The sequence below is a fragment of the Dyadobacter sp. CY343 genome, from assembly GCF_021390335.1.
Lineage (GTDB): Bacteria > Bacteroidota > Bacteroidia > Cytophagales > Spirosomataceae > Dyadobacter.
The window spans coordinates 326,596-340,356 of the sequence record NZ_JAJUXK010000006.1; the positions used below are offsets into that span (position 1 = coordinate 326,596).

A 13,761-nucleotide genomic window follows, 5' to 3' on the forward strand; every position below is an offset into this window, starting at 1 on the left:
TCAAATATAATCTTAAAAAACGGCTTTCAGGCTTTTGGATGGGCTTGCTGATGTGATTTTTTCAGCTTTTCGATGGAGTTATGCGTATAAATCTGGGTCGCAGCCAGGTTCGCGTGCCCAAGCAATTCTTTGATTGCATTCAGATCCGCGCCCCGATTCAGCAGGTGTGTGGCGTAGGTGTGCCGCAAAACGTGAGGGCTTTTTTGACCGAGCGTTGTGACTGCAGACAAGTGCTTTTTTACCAACCTTTGAATAAAAACGGGATAAGCTGCTTTCCCTGAATCAGTTATAATCAGATTACTCGTCTCCGCAACCTTTGCTCTTTCTATCAAATAAGTAGAGAGAAGCTGGGCGAGAGAAGCGGCGATCGGTACAATACGTTCTTTTGCCCTTTTTCCAAAAACACGGATAGTACGGGCAGGCAGGTCCAGATGTTTCACTTCTAGGTCCAGCAATTCGGCCAGACGAATGCCACTTCCGTAAAGCAATTCCAGCACTAACTTATCGCGGGTACCAGCAAAATCCTCAGTGAAAAAATCCTCCTGAAAAAGCATTTCCATTGCCTTTTCTTCCACGAATGCAGGAAGTTTCTTACGGGTTTTGAGTGCAGAAAGAACTTTGGTAGGATCTTTGACGATCAGTTGTTTGCGTCTTAAAAAACTATAAAAACTGCGAAGCGCCGCTATTTTCCGGTTTACTGAAGTCGGATTCAGCCCTTCTTCCATCAAACTCACAATCCAGGAACGCAGCATAACCGGCTGGGCCGATTCGGGGGTATTGCAATCGTATTGAAATAACAGATACTTCTGAAACTGATCCAGGTCCGTCTGGTAAGACTTCACTGTATGCACGCTGGCGCGCTTTTCAAATGTCAGGAATTCCAGAAACGAGGCTATCATAGCGGGCAATATACGAAAAAGAGCTATCTGAAATCAGACAGCTCTTTTTCGTATGGATACAATGATCCTATCACTTCATTCAGAAACCTTTCTAATAGACTAGTCTTCTAAATGACCGTAAGTTTTTTCTTTGTAAACGGCACGCAGAACTTCGAAACGACGTCTAACAGATGGTTTTTCGAAAGCTGTACGGGCACGTAACTGACGCATTGTACCGGTTCTTTCAAATTTTTTCTTGTAACGCTTAAGAGCGCGGTCAATCGATTCGTTGTCTTTAATGTTGATAATCAGCATGCTTATTTATTGTAATGTTTTTTTGAATTGGTTTCTGAAATTGGACTGCAAAGAAAACTCTTATTCAACAGAAAATCAAGAAATAACTCATTAAAAATTAGGTTATTTTTGCAATCATTGTCATGGTAAGAAAGCAGCGACCCAAACAGGCAGCCGAATATGAGCGAAAGACTCGGGATTATTGATTTAGGAACAAACACTTTTCATCTGCTGATCGTCGAAAAAACGGGAGATCAATTCGCAACTGTTTTCCATGACAGCAGGCCGGCGCGCATTGGTTTGGGAGGGATTAACAAGAAAATCATTACTACGGAGGCTTTTGGCAGAGCAATTCAAGTGCTTCAATATTTTAGAGAAAAGCTTGACGAATTCGCGATAATGCCGGAAAAGACGTTTGCGTTTGGCACGAGTGCAATCCGTAATGCCGACAATCAGGCGGAGTTCTGCGAGCAAATTCTTGACAAAACGGGGATCAGTATCAAGGTTATAGACGGAAACAAGGAAGCGGAATATATTTATCGCGGCGTAAGATTTGGGACCAACATTGGCACTGCACCTGCGCTCATCATGGATATTGGTGGCGGCAGTGTTGAATTTATCATTGGAAACCAAACCCAGATATTCTGGAAGCAAAGTTTTGAGATCGGCGGGCAGCGGCTGATGGAAAAGTTTATGCGCAACGATCCGCTTTCAATTGGCGACAAAAGAAATCTCTACCATTATTTTGATGAAAACCTGATCCCGCTGGCTAATGCGATACACCAATATGCGCCGGAAAAGCTGATCGGCTCCTCTGGAACATTTGATACGCTCGTCGACATCGATTTTCATTACCGCACGAATCAGGCTCCGCCGCGCTACCAGACCGACTTTGAATTGCCCGTTCAGGAATTTTACCGCGCATACGATATTCTTCTTTCACAAAATCATGACGAACGAATGCGCATTCCCGGCATGATCGAGCTGCGAGTGGATATGATCGTTGTGGCTGTGTGCCTGGTCGACTATGTGCTCCGAACGCACAGTATCCAAAAGATCCAGGTTTCCAGTTATGCGTTGAAAGAAGGCGTGTTGGCCGAATTGCTGTCGCTTTGACAAACTGTTGACTTAAAGATTTACCCTAAAAAAACTCTTCTATTTTACCTTAACTTATTCCAAACAAACCCTATGAAATTATTTCGCTACCTGCTTCTGACAGGACTAGCCCTTGTGTATCTGACGGATGCAACTGCCCAAAGGAAAAAAAAGAAACAAGAGGATGTAAAGATTGACAAAGCTGTGGACGCGATGGCCAGCGCGGTAAAGGACAAGCTGAAAGATGATAAGCCAAAAAAGGGGCCGAAGCCTTTTAAAGAACTGATCGATACAAGTGCAGTGAGCCAGAAAGGGATGATTTCTGTTCACAAAAAGGATGATAAATGGTATTTTGAAATACCGGATTCGCTGCTGAGCCGGGATATTATGGCGGTTACACGTTATTCAAAAACTGCTGCGGGCGGCGGAATTTTTGGTGGCGAGGAAGTGAACCGGCAAATGATCCGCTGGGAAAAAGGAATGGACGATAACCTGCTGCTCCGCTCGGTGACTGTGGTACTGACAAGTCCGGACAGTACGAAACCGATTTTCCAGGCAGTTAAAAACTCCAATTCAGATCCTATTATCGGGGTTTTTGATATTAAAGCTGTTAAAAAAGCACCGGAAGCGAAATCTTCAGTTATTGACGTGACAGAGTTCTTTAATGCTGATAATCAGGTTTTTTCACTGAACTCAGTAAACAAACAGCTGCTTAAACTGACCACTTTTAAGAAAGAAGCTTCTTTTATTGAGAAGATCAGGACTTACCCTATTAATACCGAGATCAGGACGATCAAAACGTTTTCGGTGACTCCGCAAATGCTCAGTACTTCGCCGACACCTTCGATTGGCCAGTATCTTCCTTCGGGACTTGATGCAGGTGTAGTGACTTTTGAAATGAATACTTCGCTGATATTGCTCCCGGGCAAACCTATGCAAAAAAGGCTTTTTGACAGTCGGGTGGGGTATTTTGCAAACCAATATGCGGTTTTTGGAGAAGAATCGCATCGTTCGGATACCGAGGTATTTGCTGTAAGGTGGCGCCTGGAACCTAAAAATGCAGAAGATGCAGCGAAGCAGAAAAACGGTGAATTGATCGAGCCTAAAAAACCGATCGTCTATTATATTGACCCTGCAACTCCTGAAAAATGGCGCAGATATTTGAAAGAAGGCGTCGATGACTGGCAGATTGCATTTGAAAAAGCGGGCTGGAAAAATGCAATCCGAGGCGAGTACTGGCCTGAAAAAGATACGACGATGAGCCTGGAAGATGCCCGCTATTCGGTGATACGCTATTTCGCGGCTGATATTCAGAATGCCTACGGACCAAATGTGCACGATCCAAGGAGCGGCGAAATTCTGGAAAGTCACATCGGCTGGTACCACAATGTAATGCGTTTGCTCCGGAACTGGTACATTGTCCAGGCTGCGGCGGTGGACCCCCAGGCACGGAAAAAGAAGTTCGATGATGAACTGATGGGACAACTGGTCCGCTTTGTTTCATCCCACGAAATCGGTCACACACTTGGTTTGAGGCACAATATGGGTGCAAGCTCCGCTACTCCGGTTGAAAAACTGAGAGATAAAGACTGGATTAAAGAACACGGGCATACTGCTTCCATTATGGATTACGCGCGTTTTAATTACGTAGCACAGCCTGGGGACGGGATTTCAGACCTTTTTCCAAGAATAGGAGATTACGATAAATGGGCGATTCAGTGGGGTTACAGTTATTTCCCCAGTGTAAAAGATCCCAAGGCTGAAAAAGCATTGCTGAATACATTGACAAAAGAGGCTTACAAAGACACACGCCTGCATTTTGGAACAGAAATCAGTCCCTACGACCCGCGCTACCAGACGGAAGATTTGGGTGATAATGCGATGAAAGCTTCTGAATATGGTATTAAAAACCTGAAACGCATTGTTCCAAATCTGATCGCGTGGAGTAAAGAAGATGGTGAAAGCTATAAGGAACTGGATGAATTGTACAGCAATGTAACTTCACAATACCGGCGTTATATCGGGCACGTCATGAAGAACGTGGGCGGCATTTACGATGATCCGATCACCTATGATATGGAGGGACAAACTTTTACGGCTGTTCCGAAAGCGACTCAAAAAGAAGCAGTTGAATTTCTGAATACCCAACTCTTCAAAACGCCGAGCTGGCTTTTAGACCAAAATATTCTGAGTAAGATCAAACCGGAAACCGGTGTGGAAGCGATCAAAGCATTGCACGAATATGCGATCACTACGCTATTTGCAGGCGATCGGGCGGTGCGGTTGATGGAAACCGGACTTACCTCTAAAAACTATACTTTGGACGAGCTTTTTACAGATCTTGAAACGGGAATCTGGTCAGAAACTAAAACTGGAAAGAGCATTGACCTGTACCGGAGAAATCTTCAAAAGGTTTATACTGAGAAACTGATCGATCTGCTTAAACCAGGAAAAGCGAATGTGCAGTCAATTCCGGTTGGTATAACCTATGGGTTTTCTACGCGCGTTGTTGAGCTGGAAAAAACAGATCTGCCTTCCATTGCCAGGGCGCATTTAGAAGCGATCAAAAGCAGCGTTACCTCGGCAATTCCGAAAACGACGGATAAGATCACCAAATACCATTTACAGGACGTTTTGCAGCGGATCAAGCAGAGTCTCGATCCTAAATAAGTATGAATCACGAATGCCAGGCCGAGTGTCTGGCATTTTGTTTTTAAGTATAAAACTATGTCGAACCTTGCACTTACACTCGCCGGATTTCACCACTTTTCGCAGGTTATTCAAACTGATAAGCCTTTCAAAAAGCTGGATTTCTCGGCAGCCAATGCGGCACTTCTGAATCGGGACTTATCCGAAACGGAAGTGTTTACAAGGTTTGTTTTTGATGAACTGTTGCAGGAGAATAAATATGCGGGTATCGGCGGTTACGGGGAAAACCGGGTTATTTACCGGCATAGGAAGCATTTCGAGGGAGACTCAGTTAATCCAAGAAGCATTCACCTGGGAACTGATATTTGGGTAGCTGCGGGAGAAGCTGTCTATGCTCCGCTTGCCGGCAAAGTCCACAGTTTTGCATTCAACGATAATTACGGCGATTACGGCCCGACGATCATCCTTACTCACGAGCTTTCGGGCAATACATTTCATACCCTTTACGGACATTTATCCCTTGCTTCGCTGGAAGTATTGGTTGTGGGGAAAAATATCAATGCGGGAGAACGTTTCGCATCCGTCGGCAACTTCCCGGAAAACGGCGACTGGCCGCCGCACCTTCATTTTCAGGTTATTACCGATATTGGAAGCTATAATGGCGACTTTCCCGGCGTGAGCAGCATTGCAGATCGCAATTACTATCTTTCGATCTGCCCCGACCCGAATCTGATATTGGGGATAGTGGAAAATGAACATTAACCTAAGCGCACTATTACTTCCGATAAATCGTAGTCGCCGCTGATTGTGCGCTGGCTAGAATGGTAATATCTGCAATAGTAACCCTGTCCGGTGCATTTACTGCGTATAAGATTGCATCAGCAATATCGCCGGCTTGCAGCGGATCAAATCCCTCGTACACCTTTTCAGCCCGCGATTCGTCTCCTTTGAAACGAACCAATGAAAATTCAGTCTCCACAGCACCGGGCGCTACATTGGTGACCTTAATTCCGTGCTGCGTCAGTTCGAGACGCATTCCTTCGCTGAGCACTTCTACGGCCGCTTTGGAGGCGCAATAAACTGCCCCGTTCGCATAAGTTTGCTTACCGGCAATGGAACTGATATTGACAATATGACCTTTTCCTTTTTCCAATAACAAGGGAATAACTGCTTTGGAAACATACAGAAGCCCCTTCACATTTCCATCGATCATCGCGTCCCAATCTTCGGGATCACCTTCGTCGAGCGAGCCAAGACCGTGCGCATTTCCTGCATTATTAATCAGAATATCAATATTTTTCCAGTGATCCGAAAGCGAATTGATCATCGCAAGCACAGCTCCTTTGTCACGAACATCGAAAAGCAGTGTTGTTACCTGGACTTTTGAAGACAGCTTTTCAGCAATTTCATCCAGTTTTTCCTGGCGCCTGCCGCAAAGAATGAGGTCAATTCCAGCGTCTGCGAACATTTCGGCAGTGGCTTTTCCTATTCCGGAAGTGGCTCCGGTAATTAATGCAATACGGGACATTGAGTCAATTTTAGTGTTACTGCTGTCTGCTAGTCCGCTTTTCTCGGAATATTCAAACTGCTGAATTTGCCTTTTTCGAGCTGTGCTGCCTGGTTAAACATCTGGACAGCCTGCTGAAATACATTATCGGTAGGATTTAGAACCTGGAATACTTCATTATTAAGACCGCTTTTTTGCTTGCGGCCCCAAACGTAGCGACCGATAATTGCTTTGGTCTGCGAAGTAATGATTGGTTTTGAAAGATTCAATTCAGTCGGATTTGGTTTAATACCCGACTTGGAAGCATCTTTCACCATATCTGCGATCATAGCATCCGACACATCGAAGGTTTTCACGAACTCGTCAAAAGTCTGTTTTTCGAGTTTCTTCTGATTGTTGTTCGCATACCTTAAAGCATATTCTCTGATAATATTCTTTGAATACAGCTCGAAAAGGTATTTGCTGTTCATCAAGGTATCTTTTGGAACAAAAATGTCGGGGGTAATACCGCCGCCGCCGTACACAATGCGCCCGCCGTCGGTTTTGTAAACCTTACTTTTATCGAATTTGATACTGTCTACATTAAAGAGCTCACCACTTTCGTACCGGTGCGACAGATCCTGGCTATAATCGTCTCCTTTGCCAAGTTCATAAGGTTTTTGAATGCTCCTGCCGCTCGGCGTGTAATATCTTGAAATGGTAAGACGCAGTTCCGATCCGTCATTTAATTTGATCGGCATTTGAACCAACCCTTTTCCGTAAGATCTTCTTCCTACTACCAACGCGCGATCGTGATCCTGCAATGCGCCGGCCAGAATTTCGGAGGCGGAGGCACTACCTTCGTCTACCAATACAATCAGGGGACCTTGCTCAAAAAGTCCGTCGACGTGCGAACGTGTTTTTCTGTCAAAGCGGCTGTCTTTCCCTTCTGTATAAACCAAAAGTTTATCTCCCGCAATGAATTCGTCGGCCATACTGGTAGCCCTCTCCATGTAGCCGCCCGGGTTACCTCGCAAGTCCAGTATCAGGTTTTTCAGTCCCTGTGTTTTCAAGGTTTTTAATGCTGATTTAAATTCTTCGAATGTAGATTCCGAGAAGCGGCTTACTTTAATGTACCCAATTTCCTGATCAACCATATAAGAAGCGTCTACCGAAAAAGTAGGAATTCTGTCACGCACAACCGCGAAATTCATCTTTTCTTTCAAACCAACCCTCTCAATCGCCAGATCAACTTTCGTCCCTCTTTTACCACGCAACAATTTGTAAACCTGCGCATTAGTAACGCCAGGACCTGACAGATTTTCTTTATTAACAGAAATAATCCTGTCACCACTTTGGATACCAGCCGTTTCTGACGGACCTCCGCTGAGCGGGGTTACTACGTAAACTGTATCGTTATAAATATTAAACTCAACCCCAATTCCATCAAAACCCGATTCGAGTTGAGATCTTGCTGCGGTCGCTTCTTCTGCATTGAAATAGGCCGTGTGCGGATCAAGTTTTTCGAGCATTTTGGAGATAGAATAGTCCACCAGCTCCTCGGTATTGACCGAATCGACGTAATTGTTTTCTACCAAAGAAAGTACTTCCCTGAATTTGTTAAACCCTTTTGCGACGTCAGACAGTTTTTTTCCCCCACTAAAAAAAGTGCTTCCCAACAGCACGCCGGCGGCCAGCGTAATTCCGATAATGATCGGCAACCGCACGACCGATTTCGGATTATTGATCGGTGTCTGTGATTTTTCTGAATTCATGCTGTAATATGGAAAAGGGAACGAATTTGTCCGGGCGGATAACTTCTATCTAACGTGAAGTAAACGATTTTGGTTGCTTATTCCAAGCGGGTTAACAGGAAAAACTACTACACAAAAGACTTCAAAGATTCGGGATTTCGCATGGTATCCAGGTTAATGACTTTTTCCGGATCCTGGCCCATCAGTATCCTTTTCATCGGCGCTTCCATCTTTTTCCCATTGATCGTATAAGGAATATCGGCGACCTGCTCGATGGTATCGGGAATATGCCGCGGGCTATATTGTGTGCGAAGTGTCTCCCTGATCTCCGCTTTCAGTTCGTCGGTCAATTGTTTGTCTTTCCCCAAAACAACAAAAAGCGATATCGTACCTTCCCCGTTTGACTTTTCCAGATAAACGGCGAGACTGTCTTTCACCGAGGGAATACTTTCCACGGCGCGGTATATTTCAGCGGTACCAATGCGTACTCCTCCCCTGTTCAGGGTAGCGTCTGAGCGACCGTAAATGATCACAGATTTCCGGTCCGTGATCTTGATCCAGTCGCCGTGTCGCCACACATTCGGGTACATCTCAAAGTAGCTTCCGAAATATTTTTCCTGGTCTTCATCATTCCAAAAATAGATCGGCATGGAGGGCATAGGTTGCGTGATCACCATTTCGCCCATTTCATTAAAAACAGAATTACCCTCTTCATCAAAAGCTTCGATCCGGCAGCCCAGCATTCTGCATTGGATTTCACCAGCATAAACCGGCGTGATCGGACAGCCGCCTACGAATGCGCTGCAAACGTCGGTACCGCCGCTCAGCGAGATCAGCCAAACATCTTTTTTCACCTGCCGGTACACCCATTCAAAAACTTCCGGCGGTAATGGCGAGCCGGTTGACCCAATAGTTTCCAAATGCGAAAGACGCTCTGACGTAATACTGACGCCATTTTTCATCGAGGTAATATAAAATGCTGCGCCGCTGCCGAAGTGCGTGATCTTAGCTTGCTCTGCCAATGTCCAGAGAACCTGGGACGACGGATAAGTAGGTGCGCCATCGTAAAGTACCAATGTAGCGCCGCATAAAAGTGAGCCCAATGCATAGTTCCACATCATCCAGCCGGTAGTGGAATACCAGAAATACCGGTCGCCGGGCTTGACATTCTGATGTAATACCAATGCTTTCATGTGCTCTATCAGGCAGCCGCCGACACTGTGCGTGATCGCTTTCGGTGCGGCAGTGGTTCCCGAAGAATACAATATCCAGATAGGATGATCGAAAGGTACCGGCTCAAAGTCGATCCCGAAATTTTGTAAATGGAGAATATCTTCCCAGGAAGTATATCTGTCCGGCCTGGAATCCGAGCCGATATTATTGATCAATACAACATCCTTCACCGAGCGCAGCGACATTGCTAGTTCCTGTGCGAAGGATGTGAGATCGTGCGTTTTACCATTATAGTGATAACCGTCGGCGATGAATAATACTTTCGGTTCGATCTGCAAAAAGCGCTCTATCAATGCTGTTTTACCAAAATCGGGAGAGCAGGACGACCAGACGGCGCCTACTGAATTGGCAGCAAGAAATGCGATGACAGATTGGGGGATATTGGGCAAAACGGCAGCTACGCGGTCGCCGGGCTTTACGCCTATTTGTTTGAGCCAGGTCGCTACTGCCGCCACTTCTTCTTCCAACCTTTCCCAGGAAATTTCTTCCGGCCCGCCTTGTTCTGACTGGAATATAATAGCGGGGCGATCTTTGTTTTTATTACGGAAAATATGCTCGGCGTAATTGAGTTTCGAGCGGGTAAACCACTTTGTTCCGATCATGCCGCGCTGCGGGCGTTGCAGTACTTCCAGGTACAGATCGTGGGATTTTATATGGAAGTAATTCCAGAGACTTTCCCAGAAATCTTCCAGATCAATAACCGACCATTCCCACAAATCGTGATAAGATCGAAAATAAAGGCCTTTTTTGACAAACAGCCAATCCATATATTTTTTCAGATTGGACTGTTCCATTAATGTCTTTCCCGGTTTCCATAAAGGTTGATTCTGTACCTCGGCTGACATATTTATTTCATTACAGTGAAGATTTAGATCGCAAATGCTCTGAGAGGCATTTTGCTGATAGTACTAATAAACGTTGCGTTATCACTTTTGACATAAACAGCAACTGAAATATTTAGTCGAAAAAATTGACGTATCTTTGCCGGCTAATATAATTACAATCAATACTTTCTGATGATCAGATAGGCTGGCTGACAGAAAACAACTTTCAGTTAGAAGCAATTTGTTAAGAGGAAATAATTCCAGTAGTGATACTGCATTCCTAAAATGAGAAAAAGAACAAACGATTCAAAGCCTGGCAGCTCAGGCTCATCCAGTGGCGGAGACAAATCATTCCGTAAAAGCAGCGGCGGTGGCGGCAATTCATTCAGAAAGCCAAAACCAGAAGTAGAAAGCCGTTTCAGCAAGCCGAGCATCAAAAAATCCAGTTTGAGAGCCGCCAGCGGCGACAATAAACCAACCAAAGCACGTCCGAGCTTCGACCACGAAAAACCACGCGACGACAGGCCGCGTTTCGAGAAACCACGTTTCGACAGACCTGAACAAGGTGGTTTCCGCAAAGACAAACCTTTCGATAACTCAGCACGCCCATTCCGCGACAAAGGTTTTCAAGGAGAAAAAAGATCCTTCCGCAAGCCAGATCCAACAGGCGACGCCCGGCCATTCAGACCACGTACCGGAGACGAACCAACTGAAAGAAGAACTTACTCTGAAAGAGGAGAAAAGCCGCGTTTCGAGAGAGGTACCGATAGAGGAGACAAGCCACGTTTTGAAAGAAGCGCGGATAGAGGAGAGAAGCCACGTTTTGAAAGAAGCGCGGATAGAGGAGACAAACCGGCTTTTGACAGAAATTCAGAAAGAGGCGAAAGACCTGCTTTTGACAGAAATACAGAAAGAGGCGAGAGACCTGCTTTTGGTAGGAATACAGAAAGAAGTGAGCGGCCTCGTTTCGATAAAAAAGACTTTAAACCAACCGGAAAACCGGCATACGGTCGCAAGGCTGAGGGCGAAAGCCGCCCGGTAAGAGAGCCTCGTGAGAATTTTACCAAAGAAGAAAAAGCGCCGGAAGCAGAGGATCGCAGTGGTTTGGACAGGAGAGTAGGACGCTTTGAAAGTGCGCCGCGTTACAACCTGAAAGAATACGAGAAGAAAAACGCTCCAAAAAAAAAAGAGGAAACCGGTGAGATAAGGCTTAATCGCTATATCGCAAATGCCGGTATTTGCTCCCGTCGCGAAGCTGATGATCTTATTTCGGGCGGCCAGATTTCAGTAAATGGGAAGGTCGTGACTGAAATGGGGCATAAGGTGAAAATGTCCGACGTTGTCAAATTCGGCAAGAAGGCGCTGAATCCTGAGAAAATGGTCTATATACTGATCAATAAGCCGAAGGATTACATTACTACCACAGACGATCCGGAAGAAAGGAAGACGGTTTTGGATCTGATCAAAGGAGCTTGTCACGAGCGCGTTTATCCCGTCGGTCGCCTCGACCGGAACACAACAGGATTGCTGTTATTGACAAATGACGGCGAGCTGGCTGAAAAACTGACGCACCCTTCGAGTGGTATCAAGAAAATTTATCAGGCTGAACTAGACAAACCCATCACAACGGAAGATTTCGAAACTTTGCAGCACGGTGTTGAGCTGGAAGACGGATTTATCCACCCCGACGAAGTTGGTATCGTTACTCCTGACGCAATGGTTGTAGGGCTGGAAATTCACAGTGGCCGCAACAGGATCGTCCGCCGGATGTTTGAACACTTAGGTTACGAAGTTCAGAAACTCGACCGTACAGTATTCGCCGGACTAAACAAAAAAGACCTCCCTCGCGGAAAATGGCGCTTTTTGAGTGAGAAGGAAGTGGTTAAGTTGAAGTATATGCTTTGAGTTTCATTTGAAAAAGACATAAAAAAACCGGCAACGAATTCGCTGCCGGTTTTTTCATTTATGTCTCAATCTTATAATCTAAATCCAAAAGAGAATACATCGTAAGGTGCGTCGGGATACAATCCTTCAAAAGTCACCATGGATTCTTCTTTTCCAGCGATCGCTGCTTCGAATTCTTTTACAGTCTTAACAGCTTTTCCATTCACTTTGGTGATAATGAAACCTTCCTCGACTTGTGATCTCGCAAACTTACCGCCTTCAATAGCCAGCACTTTTACGCCACCTTCTACTTTGTACCGGGACAGTCTTTGTTTTTCCTGATCACTCAGGTTACCAAACTGCGCACCAAGTACACTCATGATCGCCGCAGTTTCATCACGTTTGATGATGTCAGAACCACCTGTTCTGTTCCGTAATGTAATGCTAAGTTCTCTCTCTTTGCCATCGCGGTTCACAGTCAGGTTCACTTTGTCGCCAGGCTTGTGCAAGCCGATTGACTGTTGCAGCTCAGGAACAGAGTGAATATCGATTCCGTCCACTTTAACAATCACGTCGCCTTTGTTGACACCGCCAGCCTTAGCTGCACTGTTTTCTGTGAATTCACGCACATAAACACCGTCATTTACCTTCACGCCGTATTCTTCTGCTTTTCTGCTGTCTAGGTTATCCAGTTGAATACCCAGGTATCCTCTCTGCACATTACCGAATTTGATCAGGTCGCTTGACACTTTTTTAACGATACTTGAAGGCACCGCAAATGCATATCCTGCAAAACTTCCTGTTGGGCTAGCAATCGCGGTATTGATACCGATCAATTCTCCTTTCAGGTTAACCAATGCACCACCACTGTTTCCAGGATTCACTACTGCATCTGTCTGAATAAAAGATTCCAGAGGCGAGTCACCTGCTGTTGCAGCTGCCGGAGTCACGCCATTACGACGGCTTGACGAGCCGATAATACCTAATCCACGACCTTTCGCACTTACAATACCCGCCGTTACAGTCGATTCAAGGTTAAACGGATTTCCTACTGCTACCACCCATTCTCCTACCTTCACCGCGTCAGAATTACCCAGTGTTACAGCCGGAAGATTTTTGGCTTCAACCTTGATAACCGCGATATCCGTAGACGGGTCAGTACCAACAACTTTCGCGCGGTACTTACCTTTATTATGCAACGTAACTTCCAATTCCTGAGCGCCTTCTACTACGTGGTTATTAGTAACAATATATCCGTCAGAAGTTAAGATCACCCCGGAACCCGACGCTTCCTGAGACTGAGGTCCGCGCTGTCCGCCACCGAATTCATCACCAAAAAAATCCCTGAAAATATCCGGTATCTGCTGGCCTCCTCCGCCGCCGCGATAAGCCTGACGAGTTGACGTCGACTTAATGTGCACTACGGTAGGGGTTGTTGCTTCGGCTGCGTAAACAAAGTCGCCCGGTGCACCAACTGGCGCTCCGGTTGAGGTGAAGCGTGCGATATTCTCACCCGCTGCCTCCTTAATAATTACATCTTTATCATTATCAGTGCCTAAGAGCTTAAAGCCGGCGAGAGTTGACGCACTTGAAATCAACCCAACCAACACTAAACTTTTCCAATTTGTTTTCATAGATATATGTTGGGGTTTTTATTTTGTAAA

Annotated in this window: 10 protein-coding genes; 4 read left to right on the forward strand and 6 right to left on the reverse strand. The window is 45.6% G+C overall.

What is annotated here, in order from left to right; translation table 11 throughout:
• Positions 1–26: 26 nt before the first annotated feature.
• Both LZG94_RS21315 and rpsU read right to left on the reverse strand, forming a co-directional pair.
• The gene (locus tag LZG94_RS21315) at positions 27–899 is read right to left on the reverse strand and encodes a tyrosine-type recombinase/integrase (protein ID WP_233793776.1); all 873 of its coding nucleotides are present in this window, start codon (positions 897–899) and stop codon (positions 27–29) included.
• Positions 900–998: 99 nt separating this feature from the next.
• The gene (gene rpsU / locus LZG94_RS21320; RefSeq protein WP_026629542.1) at positions 999–1,193 is read right to left on the reverse strand and encodes a 30S ribosomal protein S21; all 195 of its coding nucleotides are present in this window, start codon (positions 1,191–1,193) and stop codon (positions 999–1,001) included.
• A gap of 159 nt (positions 1,194–1,352) precedes the next feature.
• Here rpsU and LZG94_RS21325 point away from each other — a divergent pair, with 159 nt between their 5' ends.
• The 3 genes from LZG94_RS21325 to LZG94_RS21335 all read left to right on the forward strand — a co-directional run bounded on the left by LZG94_RS21325 (position 1,353) and on the right by LZG94_RS21335 (position 5,678).
• Positions 1,353–2,288 (forward strand): phosphatase, encoded by a 936-nt coding sequence (locus LZG94_RS21325; protein ID WP_233793777.1) that lies wholly within the window; start codon positions 1,353–1,355, stop codon positions 2,286–2,288.
• A 72-nt stretch (positions 2,289–2,360) separates the two neighbouring features.
• On the forward strand, positions 2,361–4,937 hold the full coding sequence (locus LZG94_RS21330) for a zinc-dependent metalloprotease (RefSeq protein WP_233793778.1): 2,577 nt from the start codon (positions 2,361–2,363) through the stop codon (positions 4,935–4,937).
• Positions 4,938–4,994: 57 nt separating this feature from the next.
• Positions 4,995–5,678: a peptidoglycan DD-metalloendopeptidase family protein gene (locus LZG94_RS21335; RefSeq protein ID WP_233793779.1), complete on the forward strand. Its 684-nt coding sequence runs from the start codon at positions 4,995–4,997 to the stop codon at positions 5,676–5,678.
• 13 nt (positions 5,679–5,691) lie between these two features.
• On the opposite strand, the gene LZG94_RS21340 is transcribed toward LZG94_RS21335, so the two are convergent.
• The 3 genes from LZG94_RS21340 to LZG94_RS21350 form a co-directional block, all read right to left on the reverse strand.
• The gene (locus LZG94_RS21340; protein WP_233793780.1) at positions 5,692–6,444 is read right to left on the reverse strand and encodes an SDR family NAD(P)-dependent oxidoreductase; all 753 of its coding nucleotides are present in this window, start codon (positions 6,442–6,444) and stop codon (positions 5,692–5,694) included.
• Between the two features lie 29 nt (positions 6,445–6,473).
• Positions 6,474–8,177: a S41 family peptidase gene (locus LZG94_RS21345; protein WP_233793781.1), complete on the reverse strand. Its 1,704-nt coding sequence runs from the start codon at positions 8,175–8,177 to the stop codon at positions 6,474–6,476.
• 107 nt (positions 8,178–8,284) lie between these two features.
• Entirely contained in the window at positions 8,285–10,234 is a 1,950-nt protein-coding gene (locus LZG94_RS21350; protein ID WP_233793782.1) for an acetoacetate--CoA ligase, read from the reverse strand.
• A 264-nt stretch (positions 10,235–10,498) separates the two neighbouring features.
• Between LZG94_RS21350 and LZG94_RS21355 the strand changes: the two genes are divergently transcribed.
• Positions 10,499–12,118, forward strand: coding sequence for a pseudouridine synthase (locus tag LZG94_RS21355; RefSeq protein ID WP_233793783.1), 1,620 nt, complete (start codon positions 10,499–10,501; stop codon positions 12,116–12,118).
• Between the two features lie 71 nt (positions 12,119–12,189).
• On the opposite strand, the gene LZG94_RS21360 is transcribed toward LZG94_RS21355, so the two are convergent.
• The gene (locus LZG94_RS21360) at positions 12,190–13,731 is read right to left on the reverse strand and encodes a Do family serine endopeptidase (protein WP_215235108.1); all 1,542 of its coding nucleotides are present in this window, start codon (positions 13,729–13,731) and stop codon (positions 12,190–12,192) included.
• Between the last annotated feature and the right edge of the window lie 30 nt (positions 13,732–13,761).

What these genes read in the sequence shown, in the direction of transcription:
- LZG94_RS21340 (WP_233793780.1), bottom strand. Translation starts at nt 6,444, where the DNA reads ATGTCCCGTATTGCATTAATTACCGGAGCCACTTCCGGAATAGGAAAA.
- LZG94_RS21345 (WP_233793781.1), bottom strand. Translation starts at nt 8,177, where the DNA reads ATGAATTCAGAAAAATCACAGACACCGATCAATAATCCGAAATCGGTC.
- LZG94_RS21335 (WP_233793779.1), top strand. Translation starts at nt 4,995, where the DNA reads ATGTCGAACCTTGCACTTACACTCGCCGGATTTCACCACTTTTCGCAG.
- LZG94_RS21330 (WP_233793778.1), top strand. Translation starts at nt 2,361, where the DNA reads ATGAAATTATTTCGCTACCTGCTTCTGACAGGACTAGCCCTTGTGTAT.
- LZG94_RS21360 (WP_215235108.1), bottom strand. Translation starts at nt 13,731, where the DNA reads ATGAAAACAAATTGGAAAAGTTTAGTGTTGGTTGGGTTGATTTCAAGT.
- LZG94_RS21325 (WP_233793777.1), top strand. Translation starts at nt 1,353, where the DNA reads ATGAGCGAAAGACTCGGGATTATTGATTTAGGAACAAACACTTTTCAT.
- LZG94_RS21355 (WP_233793783.1), top strand. Translation starts at nt 10,499, where the DNA reads ATGAGAAAAAGAACAAACGATTCAAAGCCTGGCAGCTCAGGCTCATCC.
- LZG94_RS21315 (WP_233793776.1), bottom strand. Translation starts at nt 899, where the DNA reads ATGATAGCCTCGTTTCTGGAATTCCTGACATTTGAAAAGCGCGCCAGC.
- LZG94_RS21350 (WP_233793782.1), bottom strand. Translation starts at nt 10,234, where the DNA reads ATGTCAGCCGAGGTACAGAATCAACCTTTATGGAAACCGGGAAAGACA.
- rpsU (WP_026629542.1), bottom strand. Translation starts at nt 1,193, where the DNA reads ATGCTGATTATCAACATTAAAGACAACGAATCGATTGACCGCGCTCTT.